This window comes from uncultured Subdoligranulum sp. (assembly GCF_963931595.1).
Taxonomy (GTDB): Bacteria; Bacillota; Clostridia; order Oscillospirales; family Ruminococcaceae; genus Gemmiger.
Genome location: NZ_OZ007030.1, coordinates 2,057,042 through 2,077,747, shown reverse-complemented (window position 1 = coordinate 2,077,747; position 20,706 = coordinate 2,057,042). Strand labels below are relative to the sequence as shown.

17 protein-coding genes, 3 tRNA genes and 1 other annotated feature are annotated in these 20,706 nt (G+C 65.2%); of the genes, 16 read left to right on the top strand and 4 right to left on the bottom strand.

The features are described 5' to 3' along the window. Nucleotides 1-27: 27 nt before the first annotated feature. On the bottom strand, nucleotides 28-1,203 hold the full coding sequence (locus ABGT73_RS10070) for an ATP-binding protein (RefSeq protein ID WP_346669583.1): 1,176 nt from the start codon (nucleotides 1,201-1,203) through the stop codon (nucleotides 28-30). Nucleotides 1,204-1,326: 123 nt separating this feature from the next. After that, nucleotides 1,327-1,574: a binding site (T-box leader), on the top strand. A gap of 76 nt (nucleotides 1,575-1,650) precedes the next feature. Here ABGT73_RS10070 and ilvB point away from each other — a divergent pair. From ilvB to ABGT73_RS10040, 6 genes are all read left to right on the top strand, one after another. After that, a complete protein-coding gene (gene ilvB / locus ABGT73_RS10065) occupies nucleotides 1,651-3,315 on the top strand; it encodes a biosynthetic-type acetolactate synthase large subunit (RefSeq protein WP_346669582.1) in 1,665 nt (554 codons plus the stop codon). A 10-nt stretch (nucleotides 3,316-3,325) separates the two neighbouring features. Further along, nucleotides 3,326-3,913, top strand: a complete 588-nt coding sequence (ilvN, locus tag ABGT73_RS10060) for an acetolactate synthase small subunit (protein WP_346669581.1) — start codon at nucleotides 3,326-3,328, stop codon at nucleotides 3,911-3,913. 71 nt (nucleotides 3,914-3,984) lie between these two features. Further along, nucleotides 3,985-5,004, top strand: a complete 1,020-nt coding sequence (gene ilvC, locus ABGT73_RS10055) for a ketol-acid reductoisomerase (RefSeq protein WP_346669580.1) — start codon at nucleotides 3,985-3,987, stop codon at nucleotides 5,002-5,004. A gap of 37 nt (nucleotides 5,005-5,041) precedes the next feature. Further along, entirely contained in the window at nucleotides 5,042-6,700 is a 1,659-nt protein-coding gene (gene ilvD / locus ABGT73_RS10050; RefSeq protein ID WP_346669579.1) for a dihydroxy-acid dehydratase, read from the top strand. Nucleotides 6,701-6,854: 154 nt separating this feature from the next. Further along, nucleotides 6,855-8,027 carry an MFS transporter gene (locus ABGT73_RS10045; protein ID WP_346669578.1) on the top strand — a complete coding sequence of 391 codons (1,173 nt, stop codon included), beginning with the start codon at nucleotides 6,855-6,857 and terminating at the stop codon, nucleotides 8,025-8,027. 27 nt (nucleotides 8,028-8,054) lie between these two features. Beyond that, nucleotides 8,055-8,402: a hypothetical protein gene (locus ABGT73_RS10040; RefSeq protein ID WP_346669577.1), complete on the top strand. Its 348-nt coding sequence runs from the start codon at nucleotides 8,055-8,057 to the stop codon at nucleotides 8,400-8,402. A gap of 57 nt (nucleotides 8,403-8,459) precedes the next feature. On the opposite strand, the gene aroF is transcribed toward ABGT73_RS10040, so the two are convergent. Then, the gene (gene aroF / locus ABGT73_RS10035) at nucleotides 8,460-9,479 is read right to left on the bottom strand and encodes a 3-deoxy-7-phosphoheptulonate synthase (protein ID WP_346669576.1); all 1,020 of its coding nucleotides are present in this window, start codon (nucleotides 9,477-9,479) and stop codon (nucleotides 8,460-8,462) included. A gap of 140 nt (nucleotides 9,480-9,619) precedes the next feature. On the opposite strand from aroF, the gene ybaK reads away from it, so the two are divergent. Further along, on the top strand, nucleotides 9,620-10,114 hold the full coding sequence (ybaK, locus tag ABGT73_RS10030) for a Cys-tRNA(Pro) deacylase (RefSeq protein ID WP_346669575.1): 495 nt from the start codon (nucleotides 9,620-9,622) through the stop codon (nucleotides 10,112-10,114). Continuing rightward, nucleotides 10,114-10,824 carry a pseudouridine synthase gene (locus tag ABGT73_RS10025; RefSeq protein ID WP_346670326.1) on the top strand — a complete coding sequence of 237 codons (711 nt, stop codon included), beginning with the start codon at nucleotides 10,114-10,116 and terminating at the stop codon, nucleotides 10,822-10,824. The genes ybaK and ABGT73_RS10025 overlap by 1 nt, the downstream gene beginning before the upstream one ends. A gap of 41 nt (nucleotides 10,825-10,865) precedes the next feature. Here ABGT73_RS10025 and ABGT73_RS10020 read toward each other — a convergent pair whose 3' ends face one another. Together ABGT73_RS10020 and asnB (ABGT73_RS10015) are read right to left on the bottom strand one after the other, a co-directional pair. Then, nucleotides 10,866-12,347, bottom strand: coding sequence for a UDP-N-acetylmuramoyl-L-alanyl-D-glutamate--2,6-diaminopimelate ligase (locus tag ABGT73_RS10020; protein WP_346669574.1), 1,482 nt, complete (start codon nucleotides 12,345-12,347; stop codon nucleotides 10,866-10,868). Beyond that, the gene (gene asnB, locus ABGT73_RS10015) at nucleotides 12,344-14,176 is read right to left on the bottom strand and encodes an asparagine synthase (glutamine-hydrolyzing) (protein WP_346669573.1); all 1,833 of its coding nucleotides are present in this window, start codon (nucleotides 14,174-14,176) and stop codon (nucleotides 12,344-12,346) included. The genes ABGT73_RS10020 and asnB (ABGT73_RS10015) overlap by 4 nt, the downstream gene beginning before the upstream one ends. Before the next feature lie 145 nt (nucleotides 14,177-14,321). Here asnB (ABGT73_RS10015) and ABGT73_RS10010 point away from each other — a divergent pair, with 145 nt between their 5' ends. The 8 genes from ABGT73_RS10010 (at nucleotide 14,322) to ABGT73_RS09975 (ending at nucleotide 20,705) form a co-directional block, all read left to right on the top strand. Then, nucleotides 14,322-15,521 (top strand): helix-turn-helix domain-containing protein, encoded by a 1,200-nt coding sequence (locus ABGT73_RS10010; protein ID WP_346669572.1) that lies wholly within the window; start codon nucleotides 14,322-14,324, stop codon nucleotides 15,519-15,521. A gap of 73 nt (nucleotides 15,522-15,594) precedes the next feature. Then, complete coding sequence (locus ABGT73_RS10005; RefSeq protein ID WP_346669571.1) at nucleotides 15,595-16,791, top strand: ATP-grasp domain-containing protein; 1,197 nt, start codon at nucleotides 15,595-15,597, stop codon at nucleotides 16,789-16,791. A 42-nt stretch (nucleotides 16,792-16,833) separates the two neighbouring features. Next, nucleotides 16,834-18,681 carry an asparagine synthase (glutamine-hydrolyzing) gene (gene asnB / locus ABGT73_RS10000; RefSeq protein WP_346669570.1) on the top strand — a complete coding sequence of 616 codons (1,848 nt, stop codon included), beginning with the start codon at nucleotides 16,834-16,836 and terminating at the stop codon, nucleotides 18,679-18,681. A 95-nt stretch (nucleotides 18,682-18,776) separates the two neighbouring features. Then, a tRNA-Arg gene (locus ABGT73_RS09995) sits at nucleotides 18,777-18,850 on the top strand. A 7-nt stretch (nucleotides 18,851-18,857) separates the two neighbouring features. Next, nucleotides 18,858-18,934, top strand: a tRNA-His gene (locus ABGT73_RS09990). A gap of 43 nt (nucleotides 18,935-18,977) precedes the next feature. Continuing rightward, nucleotides 18,978-19,052, top strand: a tRNA-Gln gene (locus ABGT73_RS09985). Between the two features lie 89 nt (nucleotides 19,053-19,141). Beyond that, nucleotides 19,142-19,453, top strand: a complete 312-nt coding sequence (locus tag ABGT73_RS09980) for a hypothetical protein (RefSeq protein WP_346669569.1) — start codon at nucleotides 19,142-19,144, stop codon at nucleotides 19,451-19,453. 136 nt (nucleotides 19,454-19,589) lie between these two features. Next, nucleotides 19,590-20,705: a DegT/DnrJ/EryC1/StrS family aminotransferase gene (locus ABGT73_RS09975; RefSeq protein ID WP_346669568.1), complete on the top strand. Its 1,116-nt coding sequence runs from the start codon at nucleotides 19,590-19,592 to the stop codon at nucleotides 20,703-20,705. Nucleotide 20,706: the final 1 nt, after the last annotated feature.

The window sequence follows — 20,706 nt, the reverse complement described above, 5'->3', positions numbered from 1 at the left end:
CCAGGGCCCCTGCCGTGAATTTGGGTATTACACCTTGATGCCGCCGGCCAGCATCTCGATGAACTGCTTGGCCACCCGGGGGCTGCGGCCCCCCGCCCGCAGGGCGAAAGCGGAACCCTTGATGAAGAGCTGATCGCTGGGCATCTGCACGCCGTACTGGCGGGCCAGCTCCAGCAAAATGGCATCGAACCGCTCCTTGTCGGGCTGCTGGAAGGTGACCGTCAGGCCGAACCGGGCCGAAAGGCTCATCAGTTCCTGCCGGGTGTCCGAGGCGTGCAGGTCGTCACCGCTGCGGTCGGTCATGGATTCCTTGACCAGGTGCCGCCGGTTGCTGGTGGCGTAGACCACCACGTTGTGGCTGCGGCCGCCCACACTGCCCTCCAGAATGGCCTTCAGCGCCGCGAAGTTGTCGTCGTTGGCGGCAAAGCTCAGATCGTCGATGAAGAGGATGAACTTCAGGGGATTCTTGGCCAGTTCGTCCATCAGGGCGGGGATCTGGTAGAGCTGGTTCTTCTTCACCTCAATGAGGCGCAGCCCGTCGGGGGCAAACTCGTTGGCGATGGCCTTCACGGTGCTGGACTTGCCGGTGCCCGCGTCGCCGTAGAGCAGCACGTTGTTGGTGGGCTTTCCCTCCAGCAGCGCCCGGGTGTTGGCGATGACCTTCTCCCGCTCCCGCTCGTAGCCCGGCAGCTCGCTGAGCCGCTGGGGGTCGGGGTAGCGCACCGGCACCAGATGCCCGTCCTCCAGCGTGAAGACGTGGTGCCGGGCAAAGATGCCGTAGCCCTTCTGGCCCACCGCCGCCCGCCGTGCGGCGTAGGCGGCGTGGAAGTCGGCATCCGGGGAGGTCTCCCACCGGGGCAGATACTCCGGCGCGCCGTGGCACAGGTCGTCCAGACCCGCCCGGCCCAGTGCCTGGAGAAAATCCAGCTCCCCGGCCAGGGCCTTTTCCAGCACCGGGCCCGCATCGCCCCCCGCCGCCGTGCGCAGACAGAGGTTTTCATCCTCCAGCACGGCGTCCAGCAGGGCGTCGGTCCAGTTGGTGCCCCGGACAAACAATACGGCCTCAAAGGCGGCCACGGCGCCGCCCAGGTCACATTCCTCGGCGGCCAGGGCCGCCCGCAGCGCACGCAGCAGCGCGGTGTCCAGCAGATTGCGGAACACCACCAGCGCATCCAGGCGTGCCAGCCATTCCATACGTTGCATATATGATCGATCCTTTCCCAAGAAAACTACTCTCAGTATAAACAGTACCGCATAAAGTTGCAAGATTTTCACAAAAAAACTTGACAAACACTAAAAACTGCGGTATAGTTTAACACAAATTCAGCAAATGCTTGGATGGGAACTAGTAACGGTCTGAACATGGCCCCCAGAGAACTGCCGGTTGGTGCGAGGCAGCAGGGTGAGCGGACCGCGAACTGATCCCGGAGCAGATCCACTGAACGCTTCGGCCAGTAAGGGAATACGGGCGCACCCGTTACAGTGCAGGACTTTGTTGGAAGTCCGGTGAGTGGGGACGCATCGTCCCAATAAGAGTGGTACCGCAGAGCGCTTACACAGCCTTTGTCTCTTGGGTTCAAGGGGCAAAGGCTGTTTTTCTTTGCGCACTCCCCAGCCGGCGCAGCACAAGACAGGAAGGAGAACAAGCAGATGAAACTCAACGGTTCGCAGATCTTTGTGGAAGTCCTGGCGGAGCAGGGCGTTGACACACTGTTCGGCTATCCCGGCGGCGCGGTCCTCAACCTCTACGACGAATTGTATAAGAATTCCGACCGTATCCACACGGTGCTCACCGCCCACGAGCAGGGCGCCTCCCACGCGGCGGACGGCTACGCCCGGGCCACCGGCCGCACCGGCGTGGTGCTGGCCACCAGCGGTCCCGGCGCCACCAACCTGGTCACAGGCATCGCCACCGCCTTCATGGACAGCGTGCCCCTGGTGGCCTTCACCGGCAACGTGGCCACCTCGCTGCTGGGCCGGGACTCCTTCCAGGAGGCCTACATCGAGGGCATCACAATGCCCATCACCAAGCACAACTACACGGTGCGCCGGGTGGAGGATCTGGCCGACACCATGCGGGCGGCTTTCCGCATCGCCCAGCAGGGCCGCAAGGGCCCGGTGCTGGTGGACATCCCCAAGGATGTGACCGCCGCCGTCTGTGAGTTTACCCCCAAGGCGCCGGAACTCATCCGCACCGTCACCACCTACAACGAGGAGGACGTGAAGAAGGCCGCCGAGATGATCAACGCCGCCCAGCGTCCCATCGTCTACTTCGGCGGCGGCGTCCGCAGCGCGGCGGGCTGCCAGCCGCTGCGGGACCTGCTGCTCAAGGCCGGCATGCCCGCCACCTACACGCTGATGGCGGCCGGCGTGCTCAGCTACGGCGAGCCCCACAACCTGGGCATGCTGGGCATGCACGGCTGCTACGCCGCCAACAAGGCCATCGACGAGGCCGACCTGGTCATCGCGGTGGGCACCCGGTTCAGCGACCGGGTGGCGCTCAACCCCGACACCTTTGCCAAGCGGGCCAAGATCATCCAGATCGACATCGACCCCAGCGAGCTGGGCAAGAACGTGGCGGTGGACCTGAGCCTGACCGGCGACGCCAGCTACATCCTGCAGGCCATCCTGCCCTACGTGGAGAAGACCGAACACAAGCTGTGGATGGAGCAGATCCGCCAGTGGCAGAAAAACGACTACAAGCCGGTGGACAGCGACACCGAGCTGAAGCCTCACCAGATGATCGCCGAGATCTGCCGTCAGGCGGGCCCCGAGGCGGTCTACGTCACCGACGTGGGCCAGCACCAGATGTGGGCAGCCCAGTATCTGCACCACACCAAGAGCCGTGGCTTTCTCACCAGCGGCGGTCTTGGCACCATGGGCTTCGGTTACGGCGCGGCCATCGGCGCCCAGATGGCGCTGGGCCGGGACGCCCGGGTCATCATGCTCACCGGCGACGGTTCCTTCCACATGAACCTCAACGAGGGCTGCACGGCGGTCAGCTACGGCCTGCCCATCATCACGGTGATCTTCAATAACCAGGTCCTGGGCATGGTCCGGCAGTGGCAGACCACCTTCTACGGCAAGCGCTACTCCGACACCGACCCCCACCGCCACACCGACTTTGTCAAGGTGGCCGAGGGCTTCGGCGCCAAGGGCTACCGGGCCACCACCCCGGCGGAATTCAAGGCGGCCTTTGCCGACGCCCTGAAACAGCAGGGCCCCAGCTGGATCGACTGCCGCATCGGCAAGGACGAGAAGGTGCTGCCCATGATCCCGGGCGGCGGCGACATCAACGATATCATCATGGAATGAGGTGAACAGGATGCAAGCTTTGCAGCAACAAAACGCCAGTCAGCGGCGGGTGATCAGCCTGCTGGTGGACAACCAGAACGGCGTTCTGGCCCGGGTGGCCAGCCTGTTCTGCCGCCGTGGCTTCAACATCGACAGCCTGACGGTGTCCGCCACCAACGATCCCAAGATCAGCCGCATCACGGTCTCCCTGCACGGCAACGAGCAGGAAGTCAGCCAGCTGATCCTGCAGACCGAGCGGTTGGAAGTCACCCGTCAGATCTTCGAGCTCACCCCCGAAAAGAGCCTGCAGCGGGAGCTTTTGCTCCTCAAGGTGGCCTGCGACAACCAGAACCGGGCCGAACTGCGGGAGATCTCCACCATCTACAAGGCCAAGATCATCGACCTTTCGCCGGACAGCATGGTCTTTGAACTCACCGGCAAACCGGACAAGATCGACGCCTTCCTGACCATGTTCGACGGCTATGAGATCCTGGAACTCTGCCGCACCGGCGTCACGGCGCTGGAACGGGGCGGCAAACACCAGCACATGCAGAAGCCGCCCCAGGAAGTCCGGGAAGCCCAGCTGCCGCTGCCCGGCACCCACTGCCCTCAGGAATGAGGCCCCACCATTTTGCTCCCCCTTCTGATAGAGGAAGATAGAAAGAGATTATAAAAAAGGAGACAATCACCATGGCTATCAACAAGTACTACGATTCCGACTGCAACCTCGGCATGCTGGACGGCAAGACCGTCGCCGTCATCGGCTTTGGCTCTCAGGGCCATGCTCATTCCGAGAACCTGGCCGAAAGCGGCGTGAACGTCGTGGTCGGTCTGCGCAAAGGTTCCGGCCACTGGGAGAAAGCGGCTGAGTTTGCCGCCACCCATCCCAACTTCAAAGTGATGGAAGTGGAAGAGGCGGCCAAGGCCGGCGACATCGTCATGATGCTGGTGCCCGACGAGCTGTGCGCTGACATCTACAACCGCCAGGTCGCCCCCTATATGACGGAAGGCAAGGCGCTGGCCTTTGCCCATGGCTTCAACATCCACTTCAAGACCATCACCCCGCCGAAGAACGTGGATGTCATCATGATCGCCCCCAAGGGCCCCGGCCACATTGTCCGCCGCCTCTACACCGAGGGTGAGGGCTGCCCGTCCCTGATCTGCGTGGAGCAGGACTACACCGGCAAGGCCAAGGACCTGGCCCTGGCCTACGCTTCCGGCATCGGCGCCGGCCGTGCGGGCATCCTGGAGACCACCTTCAAGGAGGAGACCGAGACCGACCTCTTCGGTGAGCAGGCTGTGCTCTGCGGCGGTGTCTGCGAGCTCATCCATGCCGGCTTCGACACGCTGGTGGAAGCGGGCTACGCTCCCGAGATGGCCTACTTCGAGACCTGCCACGAGATGAAGCTCATCGTCGACCTGATCAACGAGGGCGGCTTCGACAAGATGCGCTACTCCATCTCCAACACCGCCGAGTACGGCGACTACCGCACCGGCAAGCGTCTGATCACCGCCGAGACCCGCAAGGAGATGAAGAAGGTCCTGCAGGAGATCCAGGACGGCACCTTCGCTTCGGAGTTCCTCACCGAGATGAGCCCCAACGGCGGCCGCAAGGTGCACTTCCTGGCCGAGCGCCGCATGCAGTCCGAGCACCTCATCGAGAAGGTGGGCAAGGAACTGCGTCAGATGATGAGCTGGCTGAAGAAGTAAGACCGGCCCAATCCCGAAAGGAACGGAGAAGATACCAATGAACAGCGACAATGTCAAAAAGGGCCCCGAGCGGGCCCCCAACCGCAGCCTGTTCTATGCCCTGGGCTACACGCCGGAGGAACTGGACCGCCCGCTGATCGGTGTGGTCTCGGCCTACAGCGAGATCGTGCCCGGCCACATGAATCTGGACAAGCTGGCAGATGCCGTCAAGGCCGGTGTGCGTATGGCCGGCGGCACGCCCATTCTCATCCCCGCCATCGGTGTCTGCGACGGCATCGCCATGGGTCATGTGGGCATGAAGTATTCCCTGGCCAGCCGCGAGCTGATCTGTGACAGCGTGGAGACCATGTACATGGCCCACCAGCTGGACGGCCTGGTGCTGGTGCCCAACTGCGACAAGATCGTGCCCGGCATGGTCATGGCCGCCGTGCGGATGGATGTGCCCGCCGTGGTCTGCTCGGGCGGCCCCATGCTGGCCGGCCGCTACGGCGGCGAGGAGGTCAGCCTCTCCAAGATGTTCGAGGCGGTGGGCGCCTACAAGGCGGGCCTCATCAACGACGAACAGCTGGAGGACTGCACCTGCAACTGCTGCCCCGGCTGCGGTTCCTGCTCGGGCATGTACACCGCCAACAGCATGAACTGCCTGTGCGAGGCCATCGGCATCGCCCTGCCCGGCAACGGCACCATCCCGGCGGTCTACGCCAAGCGGCTCCAGCTGGGCAAGCGGGCCGGCATGGCCATCATGGACCTGGTCAACCGGGGCGTGACGGCGCGGCAGATCATCAACGAGCGGAGCATCCGCAACGCCCTGACCTGCGACATGGCCCTGGGCTGCTCCACCAACACGGTGCTGCACCTGCTGGCCATCGCCGAGGAGGCGGGCGTGCCCATCGACCTGAAACTCTTCAACGAGATCAGCGCCAAGACCCCCAACCTCTGCCATCTGGCCCCGGCGGGTCCCACCCACATGCCGGACCTCTACGAGGCGGGCGGCATCCCGGCCGTGCAGGCCGAGCTGGCCAAGGCGGGCCTGCTGGATCTGGACGTGCCCACCGTCACCGGCAAGACGCTGGGCGAGAACATCGCCGGCGCCAGGATCCTCAACGAGAAGGCCATCCGGCCCATCACCAACCCCTACAGCCCCAACGGCGGCCTGCAGATCCTCTGGGGCAACATCGCCCCCGACGGCTGCGTGGTCAAGCGCAGCGCTGTGGCGCCCGAGATGCAGGTCCACAGCGGTCCGGCCCGGGTGTTTGACAGCGAGGAGACCGCCATCGCGGCCATCTACGCCGGTGAGATCCATCCCGGCGACGTGGTGGTCATCCGGTACGAGGGCCCCAAGGGCGGCCCCGGCATGCGGGAGATGCTCAACCCCACCAGTGCGCTGGCCGGCATGAAGCTGGACACCACGGTGGCGCTCATCACCGACGGACGCTTCTCCGGCGCCAGCCGCGGCGCGGCCATCGGCCATGTGTCGCCGGAGGCTGCCTCGGGCGGCCCCATCGGTCTGGTCAAAGAGGGAGACACCATCGAGATCGACATCCCCAACGCCTCCATCCATCTGGCGGTGGACGATGAGGAACTGGCCCGCCGCAAGGCAGCCTACGTCCAGCCGGAACCCAACGTGAAGTCGGGCTGGCTGGCACGGTATGCGCGGCTGGTCACCAGCGCCAACCAGGGCGCGGTGCTGAAGTAAAGCGCTACTGTAAAACTCAACACGCAGCGGTTGTGCGGCCGCTGCGTGTTTTTGTTTTGGCGGGAAAAGCCCGGAAAAAATTTCCCCGGGGGCATACCCGCCGCGGGCAGAACATGGTATAATCAGGGCAGAGAGAAAAGGGGAGAATGTTGTCATGGTTTCGTTGCTGCTGCCGGTGATTTATCTGGCGTTTATCAGCCTGGGCCTGCCCGACGGGCTGCTGGGGGCCGCCTGGCCCAGCATGTACGGGCCGATGGGGGCGGACCTCTCCTGGGCCGGGGCGGTGTCCATGATCATCTCGGCGGGCACCATTGTGTCCAGCCTGGCCAGCGACCGGCTCAACGGGCGCCTGGGCACCGGCCGGGTCACGGCGGGCAGCGTGGCCGTTACGGCGGTGGCGCTGCTGGGATTCTCCCTCTCCACGGCTTTCTGGCAGCTCTGCCTCTGGGCGATCCCCTACGGACTGGGGGCTGGCAGCGTGGATGCGGCTCTCAACAACTATGTGGCGCTGCACTATGAGAGCCGCCACATGAGCTGGCTGCACTGCATGTGGGGCATTGGCGCCAGCATCGGCCCCGTCATCATGGGCCGGGCCCTGGCGGCGGACAGCTGGCAGGGGGGCTACCGCACCATAGCGCTTATGCAGGCGGTGCTCACGGCAGTGCTGGTCTTCAGCCTGCCCCTCTGGAAGCACCCCGCCCGGGACGGCGCCGCGGGCGTTACCCCCGAACACCGCAGCCTGCCCCAGCTGCTGCGCATTCCCGGTGTGCCGGAAGTCATGGTCAGCTTTGCCTGTTACTCGGCGGTGGAGTGCACCGCCGGCATGTGGGCGGCCAGTTACTGCACCCTGGTGCGGGGCATCGACGCCGGCACCGCGGCGGGATGGGCGAGCCTGTTCTACCTGGGCATCACGGTGGGGCGGTTCTTCAGCGGCTTCCTCACCATGAAATTCAACGACCGCCAGATGATCCTGGGCGGCCAGGCGGTGATCCTGGCGGGTCTTGTCCTGATCTTCCTGCCCGCGGGCAACCATCTGCTCTTTGCGGGGCTCATCGTTGTGGGGCTGGGCTGCGCGCCCATCTATCCCAGCATCATCCACGAAACCCCTGCCAACTTCGGGCGGAACCTGAGCATGTCCATGACCGGCGTCCAGATGGCGGCGGCCTACACAGGCACCACGCTGCTGCCGCCCTTCTTCGGGCTGCTGGCCCAGCGGTTCAGCATGACGCTGTTCCCCTGGTACCTGCTGGCGGCACTGATTGTTATGACGGTCTCCTCGGAGGCCATGCACCGCAAGACGGCGGCCCACCGTGCCGCCAACACATAACCTGAATCTGTGGAAGGAGGATCCTGTATGCAAAAATGCAGCCTGTGCGGCGGCAAAGTGGTCAACGGACGGTGTGAGGACTGTGGCCTGCCGATTCCGCCGGAAAACCGGTACACCCTGCGCAGCGAAACCAACCGCGCCCGCAATACCGACGGGGAAGGTTTGCTGCACCGGACGGGGCAGACGCCGCAGCGCAAGCCTGCCCAGAGCCGTCCGGGGGCGCCCGCTGCCCGGCCCCGGCCCCAGCCCCGCCTCCGGCAGACGGGAAACCGGCCCGTGGGACAGAAGCCGGCCAACCGGTGGATCGGATGGATCATTGCCATTGCGATCATCCTGGGCTTTTTCTCGGAGGCAATCTCCTCCCTGATGTCCTGACGAAGACAAAAAGGCGGACGGTCGCAAGATCGTCCGCCTTTTCTGGAGGAATGGCTGTCAGTTCAGTGTTTTGCCGAAGAATTCCAGCTCGGGGCGAATCACGCCCATCAGGGCATCGAACTGGTCGGGGGTCAGGCTCTGGGCGCCGTCGCTCTTGGCCTTGGCCGGGTCGTTGTGGGTCTCGATCATCAGTCCGTCGGCTCCCACCGCCACGGCGGCCTGGGCCAGCGCCGGCACCATGAAAGCGATGCCCGCCGCATGGCTGGGATCGATGACCACCGGCAGATGGGTCATCTTTTTCAGCATGGGCACGGCGGAGATGTCCAGCGTGTTGCGCATGCTGGTTTCAAACGTACGGATGCCCCGCTCGCAGAGCACCACGTTGGGGTTGCCCTCGGCCATGATGTACTCGGCACTCATGACCAGCTCCTCCAGCGTGGAGGAAAGCCCCCGCTTGAGCAGCACCGGCACCTTCAGCTTGCCCACGGCCTTCAGAAGTTCAAAGTTCTGCATGTTGCGGGCGCCGATCTGGATCATGTCCACCTTGGCGTCCAGGAAGAGGGGAATATGCTCGTTGTTCATCAGCTCGGTGACGATGGGCTGCCCCGTGACGGCCCGGGCTTCCTGGAGCAGTTCCAGACCCTCGGCCCGCAGCCCCTGGAAACTGTAGGGGCTGGTGCGGGGCTTGAAGGCGCCGCCCCGCAGGATGCTGGCCCCGGCGGCCTTCACCCGCTGGGCGATGCCGATGATCTGGTCCTTGCCCTCCACGCTGCAGGGGCCGCTCATGACGGCAAAGTACCCGCCGCCGATCTTGTGGCCGCCCACATCCACCACGGTGTCGTCGGGGTGGAACTTGCGGTTGGCCTTTTTGTAGGGCTCGCTGACCCGGCGGCAGGTATCCACCACAGGGTTGGCCAGCACCCAGCTCTCGGCCAGGGCCTTGGTGTCGCCGATCAGGCCCAGAATGTGGGTGTCACGGCCGGTGGAATCGTTGATTTCAAAACCCATCTCCCGCAGTTCGGCGCAGAAAGCGGCCACTTTGTCGGCGGGGGCGTTCTGTTTCAATACGATGATCATATTCCTGTCTCCTGTACCTTGAATTTCTTACCATACCGGGATTTTAACACTTTAAAGCGTTAAAGTCAAGCCCCCTTGCAGAAAAAAGGCGGACGGCTTATAATAAGGGCCGACAAGAGTTAGCAAAAGAGGGATTCTTTATGGGAAAAGAAGCAAAAACCAACGCCATGCGGATGCTGGAGCGGGCCAAGATCGCCTACACGGCCCATGAATACCCCCACGAGGAGGGCCAGGCGGTGGACGGCGCCTCGGTGGCCAAACTGACCGGCCAGGACCCGGCCAAGGTGTTCAAGACGCTGGTCACCCAGGGCGCGGACCACAACTATTATGTGTTCGTGGTGCCGGTGCTGGCCGAGCTGGACCTGAAAAAGGCTGCCAAGGCCGCCGGCGTCAAGAGCGTGGCGATGATCCATGTGGCGGATATCAACAAGGTCACCGGGTACATCCGGGGCGGCTGCAGCCCGGTGGGCATGAAGAAGCAGTACGTCACGGTGTTTGACGAGAGCTGCCTTGCCCAGTCCACCATGCTGGTTTCGGGCGGGCGGATCGGCACCCAGATCGAATGCGCCCCCGCCGACCTGATCAAGGCTTCCCGGGGCAAGACGGCAGCCATCACCCAGGAGCACGGGGCATGATGCGGCTGGACAAGTACCTGTCGGAGCGCACCGGCCTGACCCGCAGCGAGAGCCGCAAGGCCATCACCAAGGGCCGGGTGGCGGTGAACGGCGCGGTCTGCCGCAAGGCGGACACCCAGGTGGCCGAGGACGCGGTCCTGGCATTGGACGGCACACCGCTGGCGGGTACCTACCGGAAATATGTCTACATCATGCTGAACAAGCCGGAGGGCGTGGTCAGCGCCAGCCGGGACAAGCGGGACACCACGGTGGTAGACCTGGTGGCGGCGGACTATCCCCGGCGGGCGCTGTTCCCGGCCGGGCGGCTGGACAAGACCAGCACCGGCTTTGTGCTGCTCACCGACGACGGCGCCCTGGCCCACGACCTGCTGGCACCTTCTCACCATGTGGACAAGCAGTACCTCGTCACGCTGGACACCCCGCTGACCGACGCCATGCGGGCGGGCTTTGCCGCCGGTGTGACGCTGGCCGACGGGCAGACCATGGCCCCGGCGGAAGCCGAACCGGCGGGGGAGGACCCCTGCCAGGTGAAGGTGACGCTCCACCAGGGGGTCTACCACCAGATCAAGCGGATGTTCGGCGTCTATGGCGCAGGGGTCAACGCTTTGCACCGGTATGCCATCGGCGGCGTGACGCTGGATGAGGCCCTGGCACCGGGACAGTGGCGGGAACTCACCGAAGATGAGCTGGCCCTGCTGCAGAACCGATAAAACCAAAAGGGAGGCACCCCGTTCAGGGGCGCCTCCCCTTTTTATGTCCGTCTGGCCGCCATGTAATTCTGGATGATCTCCCGCTCACAGAAGGGCAGCGTCTCGTCGCCCCGCTGCAGCGTCCTCTCGTGCCCTTTGCCGATGACCGCCACAATATCCCCGGGGCGGGCCATGTCCAAAGCATAGCAGAGTGCCTTGCGACGGTCGGGAATTTCCACAAAGGGAGTGTCGGGATTGCCCCGCCGCAGCCCGGTGCGAATGTCCGCCAGAATGTCCCCCAGCGGTTCGCCGCGGCTGTTGTCCTCCGTCACCACGCAGAAATCCGCCAGCCGGGCGCAGGCTTCCCCCATGCCGAACCGCCGCACCCGGCTGCGCCCGCCGCCGCATCCGAAGACCACGATGAGCCGGGTGGGCCGGTAGGCCCGCAGGGCGGTGAGCAGGTTCTCGGCGGCGGCCTCGTTGTGGGCGTAGTCCAGCACCACCGTGAAGGGGGCGTCCACCGGCACCGGTTCCACCCGGCCCTCCACCACGGCGGTGCGCAGACCCCGCTGCACGGCGTCGTCGGGCAGCTGCAGAATTCCCGCCACGGCGATGGCCGCCAATGCGTTGGAGACGCTGAACCGCCCCGGCATGGCCACCTGGTAGGGGCGGGCAATGCCCTCCGGCCCCGCGGCGGTAAAGGAAACTCCCAGCAGCCCCGGCCGGTGGAGCAGTTCAAAATCCGCCCCGGCCCGCCAGTCGGCGGGATGATCGATGCCGTAGGTCACCACCCGGCAGGTATGCTGGGTCAGGATGGCCTGTGTCTGCGGGTCGTCGGTATTCACCAGCCCCACCCGGCAGCGGCGGAACAGCACGCTCTTCCAGGCGCGGTACTCCGCGAAGCTGGCGTGCTCGCCGGGACCGATGTGGTCGGGGGAAAGATTGGTGAACACCCCGATGTCATACTCAATGCCGGTGACCCGGTCCATCTTGAGCCCCAGACTGGACACCTCCATGACGCAGGCGTCGCAGCCCGCCTCCACCATGCGGCGCAGCAGCCGCTGGAGGTCACTGCTCTCGGGGGTGGTGTGGTCCAGCGGATGATGGTATCCCGGCCAGCACACCCCGTTGGTGCCGATCAGCCCCACTTTGCGCCCGGCGGCCGTCAGCACGGCGGCAATCAGGTGGGCGGTGGTGGTCTTGCCCTTGGTGCCGGTGATGCCGATCATCGTCAGCTGCCCGGCCGGTTCACCGTAGAACCGAATGGCCAGCCGGGCCAGCGCCTTGCGGCTGTGGGTCACCTGCAGCACCGGCAGGTTTGGTGGCAGACCCGGCACCGGCCGCTCACAGACAATGCCCACCGCGCCCGCCGCGGCGGCCTGCCGGGCGTAGGCGTGGCCGTCGGTGTGCTGGCCGGGCAGACAGACAAACAGAGTCCCCGGCGTCACGGCGCGGGAATCGTAACACAGGGACTTTGCTTCGGCGCGGGCGTCGCCCTGGAGCAGGACGCCGTCGGTGACCCGGAAAAGCTCACACAAATTCATGCCGCATCACTCCCAAAAAATTGCCCATACCAAACCAGAAAGCAGTAGATGCAAAAGATCTGCCGCCAGTTGTCCTGCCGGCGCCGCAAGTGCCGGTCTAACAGGATATGCAGCTGCCGCACCTGAAAGAACCGCGCCGCCGCCGGACTGTCGAAGACGGCCCGCACCCGGGCCGCGTACACCGGGTTCCGCAGCCAGTCCCGCACCGGCACCGGGAAGCCCCGCTTTTTCCGCTGTGCGCTGGGAAAAGGCAGATGCCGGGCCGCCGCCGCCCGCAGAGCTTTTTTGGTCTGGCGGGCGTCCGCCTTGGCGTCGGGGGGCAGCCGCCGGGCCAGGGCAAACACCTCCCGGTCCAGAAAGGGCACCCGCAGTTCCAGGCTGTGGGCCATGCTCATCTTGTCGGCCTTGAGCAGGATGTCTCCGGCCAGCCAGAGGTGCAGGTCGCACCCCTGCATCCGGGTCACCGGGTCCAACCCCGCGCTGGCCCGCCAGTAGGGCCGGGCCAGATCAAAGGGTTGAACGGTGCGGTAGTCATGGCGCAGCAGCTTGCGCTTCTGCCGCTCGGTGAAAAGCGCCGTGTTGCCGTAGTACCGCTCCTCCAGAGGCAAAGCCCGCCGCACAAGAAAATTCACCCCCGGCCCGGCGGGCAGACGTTCCGCCACCGCCCCCAGTGCCCTGCGCAGCCCGGCGGGCAGACGGTTGTACCACCGGGCGGTGAAGGGTTCCTTGTAGATGTTGTATCCTGCAAAAAATTCGTCGGCGCCTTCGCCGGAAAGGCAGACTTTCACGTCCCTGGCCGCCTCGCCATTGAGAAAATACAGCGCCACCGCCGCCGCGTCGGCCAGGGGTTCGTCCATGTGGTACTGCACGGCGGGAATGGCGTCCCAGAACTCTTCCGGCGTGATGCGCCGCACCCGGCTCTGGATGCCCAGCACCCGGGCCAGATGGGCGGCCTCCCCGGCCTCGTCGTAGCCCGTTTCGGCGTATCCGATGGTGTAGCAGCGGGCGGGCCGGGCCAGAGCGGTGATGTAGGCGGAATCCACCCCGCCCGAAAGAAACCCCGCCACCTCCACGTCGGCAATCTTGTGGGCGGCCACGCTGTCCTGCATCGTCCCGTCGATGGCGGCGGCCCAGTCGGTGGGGGAGAGCTCGGGGGTGAACTCCGCCTGCCACCACCGTTCCACCCGCAGCCCAGTGCTGTCCAGCGTCAGGCAGTGGGCGGGCAGCAGCTTTTTCACGCCCCGGAAAAAGGTGTCCTCCCCCGGCGAATACTGAAAACTTAAATACAGTTCCAGCTGGCTCTCGTTGAGACGCTTCTCAAAGGCCGGGTGGTCGAGAAAAGCCTTGATCTCGCTGGCAAACAGCAGGGTGCCGTCGCCCGCCACATAGTAGTACAGCGGCTTGATGCCGAAGGGGTCCCGGGCACAGAACAGCGTTTCGGTCTTGCGGTCCCACAGGGCGAAGGCAAACATCCCCCGCAGCCGTGGCAAAAGGTCCTGCCCCCACTGCTCCCAGCCGTGGAGCAGCACCTCGGTGTCCGACCGGGTGGCAAAGGTGTGCCCGGCGGCGGTCAGCTCTTCGGTGAGAGTCTGGTAGTTGTAGATCTCCCCGTTAAAGACCACCACAAACCGCCCGTCCTCGTTGAACATGGGCTGGGGACCACCCTCCAGGTCGATGATGGCCAGCCGCCGGTGCCCCAGCGCCGCCCGCCCCTCCAGAAACACTCCCTGACCGTCCGGCCCCCGGTGGGCGATGCGCCGCAGCATCTCCTGCAGCACGGCGCCCTCCGCCTCGCCCCGGGTGTTGACAAATCCCGCAATTCCACACATGCCCTGTCCCTCACTTCTCCTGAACTGCCTTATAGTATGCGCAGAAATCCCAAAGCAACCACGGGTTGCCGGTTTGGCAAGGCGGCTTGCTGGTGTTCCGGCGGGGGATATGCTACAATGAAACCAGAGAAAGGGGGCGCTTTCCATGACGCTGGGAGAGAACATCCAGGCCGCGCGCAAACAGAAGGGGCTCAGCCAGGAAGCGCTGGCCGAGCAGGTGGGGGTCAGCCGGCAGGCGCTGGGCAAGTGGGAGAAGGACACCGCCCTGCCCAGTCTGGAAAACCTGCAGGCGCTGGCCGCTGTGCTGGACGTGAGCGTGGATGCCCTGCTGGGCACCGCCCACCCAGACGGCACCCCCGAACCGGCCCTGACGCTGGACACCCTGCGGGCTTTGCTGGATGCCCGGGACGCCGAAAAGCGGCGGGGCATCCGGCTGTGGGGCGGTGCGGCTTTGGCTGTGGCGGCGCTGCTTTTCTGCGGCATTCTGGGAACGGCCTGGCAGTACAACCGCCAGGTGCAGGCCCTGCAGGAGAGTTATGCCCTGGCACAGCAGCAGTTTTCTGCCACCCAGAGTGAGCTTTCCGCCCGGATGGAGGAACTGCAGGCGGCGGTGCGGCAGGGGGAAGCCACCGTGCTGGACTGGAGCTGGCAGCCCATCGACCGGGTCGTCCATGACCTGGACGGGAGCTGGGTGCCGGTGAGCGTTTCGGTGACGCCCCGCACCGCCACCGACGGCATGACCGGCCAGCTGGTGGTGGTCCACCAGGGCGGCCGGTACGACGGCACCACCGAACTGATGGCCATGTCCCTGGGGGCCGACGGCGTCTACCGGGTGGAACGGGGCCTTATTTTCACTGTGGGGGAGACGGTGGACCTCTCGGTACAGTGGCAGAGTGCCGGTGGTACCACCACCAACGAACCGCTGGGTACGGTGGCGTGCACCGAGGAAGCTTTCCGTCCGCAGATCATCTGGGCCGGCTCCGGCGACAGCTTTTCCTACGGATACCGCACCCGGGAAGAGGATGGCCAGACGCTGCTGACGCTGACCAGCTACCCGGTGGAACTGGAGGTGGATGCGCCGGTCTGGATGGAGGTGCAGACGGTGGAGGTGGACCTTCGGCTGGACGGCGCCGCCGGGGAACCGGCAGCCACCGCGGTGCTGGAATGTGCAGGATGGAGCGAGAGCGGCGACCGCCGCGCGGCGGTGTGGCGCGGAACCTTCCTCACGGGCAGCGCACAGAATGGCTGGCCTTATGAAGGCGGCGCGGCGGACTTTGTGGCGCGGGTCACCAGCGTAAACGGCAACGCCTGGACCAGCATCCGCCCCCTCGCCGAGCGGCAGTAAAACCGAAAAATCCCAAAACCCCGGCGCATAGCCAGGCCCCTTTGTCATACACTAAGACAAGGGGGTGATGGCGGTGGCCGGGGTTTTGCCTGTTCTGCTGGGGGGCGATGCCAACGTCTACGGCATGGCGCGCAGCTTTTATGAGGCCTACGGGGTGCACAGCGTGGCGGTCTGCAAGCGGGCGCTGCCGGCACTGGCCCACAGCCGGCTGGTGAAAGCGGCGGTGGAAAATCCCCGTCTCGAGGAGGACTCCGTTTTCACGGCGGCGCTCATCGCCCTGGCCGAGGCCCACCCTGACCGGACCTGCCTGCTGATCTCCTGTGCCGACGGCTATACCATGCAGCTGGCCCGCTGCCGGGAGGCTCTGGCGCCCTACTATAAGTTTGCCTGCCCCGCCCCGGCAACGGTACAGTCCCTCGGCACCAAGGAAGGCTTCGCCCGGGTCTGCACCGAACACGGGCTGCGCACGCCGCGCAGCGTGACGCTGCCCTGCGGGGAGCGGGTGCCCGAACTGCCCTTTGCCGGGCCGGTCGTCGTCAAGCCGGCGGATTCCCCGGCTTACTGGAACTGCCGGTTTGCCGGCAAGCGCAAGGTCTACCTCACCCAGGATGCGGCGGAACTGGCGGCGGTGGTGGATACCGTCCGGCAGGGCGGGTATGCGGGCGATCTGCTGCTCCAGGAATACATCCCCGGCCCCGACACGGCCCTGGGGGTGGTGAACGCCTACTGCGCTAAGGACGGCAGTGTACCCTGGATGGTGCAGGGGCAGGTGCTTCTGCAGGAGCGCACGCCGGAGGGCATCGGCAACTACGCGGCCATTCTGACCGAACCCGCCCGGCAGGACACCGCCCTGCTGGCGGCGCTGGCAGCCCTTTTGCGCCGGAGCGGCTGGCGGGGCTACGCCAACTTCGATTTCAAATACGACCGCAGCGGGGAACCGGTCCTCTTCGAGATGAATCCCCGGCAGGGGCGGGCGTCCTATTTCTGTACGGCAGCGGGGGCCAGTCTGGCTTTGCCGCCGGTGGAGGACCTGGTACAGCAGGATGCCGTCACGCTGCCCATGCTGCGCCCCTCGGTGTGGTACACGGCGCCCTGGGGCATTGTGCGGCGGTACTGCCCCGACAAGAGTCTTCTGCAGCGGGCGGACAGTCTGCGCCGCCGGGGCCGGGGGCGGTGCCATCTGCTGGCCCCGGGGGAGGGCCCGGCCCGGCGGGTCTGGTTCGCGGTGCGGCAGGGCGCTTACCGCCGCAAGATGAAGAAGTCATTCTGACGGGCAAAAGAGCCCGCCTTTGGGAAAGAGAGGAGGCACGCCATGTGCGGCATTGTGGGTTTTGCCGAAGAACACCATGACCCCGCCGAAGCCCGCCGCATCCTGCAGGGGATGGCGGCGCTGATCCGGCACCGGGGCCCCGACGGGGAGGGACTCTACGCCGACGACCGGGCGGCCCTGGGCCACCGGCGGCTTTCCATCATCGACCTGGAGGGCGGCGGCCAGCCCATGTTCAACGAGGACGGCAGCCTGGTGGTGGTCTTCAACGGGGAAATCTACAACTACCGGGAACTGGCCCGGCAGCTGTCGGCGGCAGGGCATACCTTTGCCACCCGGTCGGACACCGAGGTGCTGCTCCATGGCTGGGAGCAGTGGGGCAGGGCGCTGCCCGGCAAGCTGCGGGGCATGTTCGCCTTCGTGCTGTGGGACCGCACCACCGGCACGCTGTTCGGCGCGCGGGATCTCTTCGGCATCAAGCCGCTCTACTACTATCGCCGTGGGGAATTGCTGCTCTTTGCCAGCGAGATCAAGGCGTTCCTGGCCCATCCGGGGTTTGTGAAGCGGTTCAATGAGGACCGCCTGCCCGATTACCTGAGCAGTGAGTACCTGCCCGGGGACGAAACCCTCTTCACCGGCGTCTATGAGCTGCTGCCGGGGCACTGTTTCACCTGGCAGGCCGGGCGGCTGACGTTGGCGCGGTACGGCAAGATCCGCTACCACATCCGGGAGGGCCGCAGTCTGGAGGAATGGGCGGAGCGCATCGACAAGGCCTTCACCGGCAGCGTGGCCGCCCACAAGGTGGCCGACGTGGAGGTGGGGTGTTTTCTCTCCGGCGGGGTGGACTCCACCCTGACGGCCTGCAAGGCGTCCCAGCAACAGAACCGTCTGCAATGCTTCTCGGTGGGCTACGCGGAGGAAGCCTACTCCGAATTGCCGGCCGCCCGCCAGGCAGCAAAGGCCCTGGGCGTGCCCTGCACCGAGACCACCGTCAGCGCCGGGGAATTCTTTGCGGCCAACCGGGCCATCCAGTGGTATCTGGACGAACCCATGCCCAACCCGGCGGAGGTGCCCCTCTATTTTCTCTGCAAAAGTGCCCGGCAGCGGGTCAAGGTGGTGCTCTCGGGGGAGGGCGCCGATGAGCTGTTCGGCGGCTATCCGCTCTACTGCCAGGGGGTGCATGCCCAGGCCTGGCAGCGCCTGCCAAAAGGGGTGCGGCGGCTGGCGGCCCGGCTGGTCCCGGGCTGCGGATTTTTCCGCCGGGGTGCTGTGAGCCGCTGGCAGCGCTGCGCCCGGGCCAACTATGTCTTTGCCGACCCGGCGGAGCGGGACCGTTACCTCAAGCGGCACTACACCTCCCAGACGCCCGCCCAGCGGTTCAAGCCCTGGTTTGACCAGGTGCGGGGGCTGGACGAGGCCACCGCGCTGCAGTGGGTGGACCTGCATACCTGGCTGCCCCGGGACATCCTGCGCAAGGCCGACCGAATGAGCATGGCCCACAGCCTGGAGCTGAGGGTGCCCTTCCTGGACCGGGAGGTACTGGCGGTGGCCATGGAACTGCCCCGGACCTGCCGCTGTACCCGCCGCAAAACCAAGGTGGCGCTGCGGGCGGCCGCGGCCCGCAGTCTGCCCCCCGAACTGGCCAAGCGGAAAAAACGGGGGTTCCCGGTGCCGCTGGCCGACTGGCTGCGCCAGGACACCTACTACACCATGGTGCGGGAAAAGTTCGTGGGCCCGGTGGCCGAGCGTTTTTTCAATACCCGGGCGCTGTGCGATCTTCTGGAAGCCCACCGCACCGGCAAGGTCAACGCCATGACCAAGATCTGGAGCTTTTACTGCTTCATCGTGTGGTATGAACTCTACTTTGTGGAGGATTTTCCGCCCCGATTCTGAAAAAATGTCAAAAAAACTTGCAAAACCCCTTGACTTGCACCGGGCTCTTTGTTATAATAACCCTCGCAGCATGCCCCTATGGGCACGAACCATGTGCGCCCGTAGCTCAGGTGGATAGAGCAACTGCCTTCTAAGCAGTGGGCCAGGGGTTCGAGTCCCTTCGGGCGCATTTCGTGGTGCCTATGGCGCAGTTGGTTAGCGCGCCAGATTGTGGCTCTGGAGGCCGAGAGTTCGAATCTCTCTAGGCACCCCACCAAAGACCGTGTAGGCCCGTCCCGCACGGTCTTTTCTTTTTCTGGGCCGTCGCCAAGCGGTAAGGCAGAGGACTTTGACTCCTCCATCCGTCGGTTCAAATCCGGCCGGCCCAACCAAAACAGCGTTGTGCGTTTGCGCAGCGCTGTTTTTCTTTTGCGCATATCCGCCGTGGGGCCGGGCACACTAGTCCCGGAGGTGTTTCAGGATGGTTTATCTGGACTGTGCGCAGTACGACTGCTGCCACAATAAGGCTGGCGCCTGCTGCCTGGGCAGCATCAAGGTGCACCACGCCGGGGAGAAGGACGCGGTGTGCAGCAGCTACCGCAACAACGAGAGTGTGGGCAACGTGGCCACCGACAATGCCCCCGCCACGGCGGAGACCGAGGTGCGGTGCGACGACCGGGGCTGCCGGTATCTGGAAGGGCGGGCCTGCTGCGCCGATCATGTCTGCATTGACGAGTGCGGCTGCGGGCCGAAATGCACCACCCGCAAACAGGCGCGGACAAGCCGTACCTGAACTGGACCAGGGCTTTCCCGGCAGGGGATGCCCTGGTTTTTTACGGTTGCGAAAGACTACGAATCGTTGTATAATAAGACGATATAGTAGGCGGGGTGTACCCGTCTGCCAATTTTTTGTGAAAAGGGGCGCGTGTATGTCCAATCAGCCGATTTCCGTGCCGTTCGTCTCCTTCCGCCCGCTGGAGAAGGAACTGGACGCCGACCTGCGGGGAGCCTTTGACCGGGTCCTGGCCAACAGCTGGTACATCGAGGGCCGGGAGGACGAAGCCTTCGAGAAGGCCTTTGCGGCCTACTGTGGGGCAGATTACTGCGTGGGCTGCGGCAACGGTCTGGATTCGCTGGTGCTGATTCTCAAGGCGCTGGGCATCGGCCCGGGGGACGAAGTCATCGTGCCGTCCAATACCTTCATCGCCACTGTGCTGGCCATCAGCTATGCGGGGGCGGAACCGGTGCTGGTGGAACCCAGACTGGCCACCTACAACCTGGACCCCGACCGCATCGAGGCCGCCATCACCCCCCGCACCAAAGCCATCATGGCGGTGCACCTCTACGGTCAGTGCGCCGAGATGGACGCCATCTGCACCATCGCCCAGGCCCACGACCTCAAGGTCATCGAGGATGCCGCCCAGGCCCACGGCGCCACCTGGCAGGGCCGCCGCGCGGGCAGCCTGGGAGATGCCGCCGGGTTCAGCTTCTACCCCGGCAAGAACCTGGGCGCCCTGGGGGATGCGGGCTGTGTGACCACCAGCGACCCCGACCTGGCCAAGAAGGTGCGGGCGCTGGGCAACTACGGCAGCGACTACAAGTACCATCATATCTATAAAGGGCAGAATTCCCGTCTGGATGAGCTGCAGGCCGCTTTCCTGGCCGCCAAGCTGCCCCACCTGGACCGGATGAACGCCGAACGCCGCCGCATTGCGGCCCGCTACTGCGCCGGCATTACCAACCCGGCGGTGGTCCTGCCCACCGTGGCGCCGGGGTGTGAACATGTCTATCATATCTTCGCGGTGCGCTGCAAAAGCCGCGACGCCCTGGAAGCCCATCTGCATGACTTGGGTATCGGCACCAACAAGCACTATCCCACGCCGATCCACCTCCAGGGTGCCTACCGGGAACTGGGTCTCGGGGCCGGGGCGCTGCCCATCGCCGAGGAAATCTCCGCCACCGAGCTCAGCCTGCCCATGTACTACGGCATGACGGAGGAACAGGTGCAGGCCGTCATCGACGCCGTCAATTCGTTTAAGGAGTAAT

Bases quoted from the DNA above. Each gene is read 5' to 3' on its own strand.
- ABGT73_RS09980 (WP_346669569.1), top strand. From the start codon at position 19,142: ATGGTTTATCTGGACTGTGCGCAGTACGACTGCTGCCACAATAAGGCT.
- ABGT73_RS10040 (WP_346669577.1), top strand. From the start codon at position 8,055: ATGCAAAAATGCAGCCTGTGCGGCGGCAAAGTGGTCAACGGACGGTGT.
- ilvD (WP_346669579.1), top strand. From the start codon at position 5,042: ATGAACAGCGACAATGTCAAAAAGGGCCCCGAGCGGGCCCCCAACCGC.
- ABGT73_RS10010 (WP_346669572.1), top strand. From the start codon at position 14,322: ATGACGCTGGGAGAGAACATCCAGGCCGCGCGCAAACAGAAGGGGCTC.
- asnB (WP_346669570.1), top strand. From the start codon at position 16,834: ATGTGCGGCATTGTGGGTTTTGCCGAAGAACACCATGACCCCGCCGAA.
- ABGT73_RS10045 (WP_346669578.1), top strand. From the start codon at position 6,855: ATGGTTTCGTTGCTGCTGCCGGTGATTTATCTGGCGTTTATCAGCCTG.
- ABGT73_RS09975 (WP_346669568.1), top strand. From the start codon at position 19,590: ATGTCCAATCAGCCGATTTCCGTGCCGTTCGTCTCCTTCCGCCCGCTG.
- ABGT73_RS10025 (WP_346670326.1), top strand. From the start codon at position 10,114: ATGCGGCTGGACAAGTACCTGTCGGAGCGCACCGGCCTGACCCGCAGC.
- ilvN (WP_346669581.1), top strand. From the start codon at position 3,326: ATGCAAGCTTTGCAGCAACAAAACGCCAGTCAGCGGCGGGTGATCAGC.
- ABGT73_RS10020 (WP_346669574.1), bottom strand. From the start codon at position 12,347: ATGAATTTGTGTGAGCTTTTCCGGGTCACCGACGGCGTCCTGCTCCAG.
- ABGT73_RS10070 (WP_346669583.1), bottom strand. From the start codon at position 1,203: ATGCAACGTATGGAATGGCTGGCACGCCTGGATGCGCTGGTGGTGTTC.
- ilvC (WP_346669580.1), top strand. From the start codon at position 3,985: ATGGCTATCAACAAGTACTACGATTCCGACTGCAACCTCGGCATGCTG.
- ybaK (WP_346669575.1), top strand. From the start codon at position 9,620: ATGGGAAAAGAAGCAAAAACCAACGCCATGCGGATGCTGGAGCGGGCC.
- ilvB (WP_346669582.1), top strand. From the start codon at position 1,651: ATGAAACTCAACGGTTCGCAGATCTTTGTGGAAGTCCTGGCGGAGCAG.
- aroF (WP_346669576.1), bottom strand. From the start codon at position 9,479: ATGATCATCGTATTGAAACAGAACGCCCCCGCCGACAAAGTGGCCGCT.
- asnB (WP_346669573.1), bottom strand. From the start codon at position 14,176: ATGTGTGGAATTGCGGGATTTGTCAACACCCGGGGCGAGGCGGAGGGC.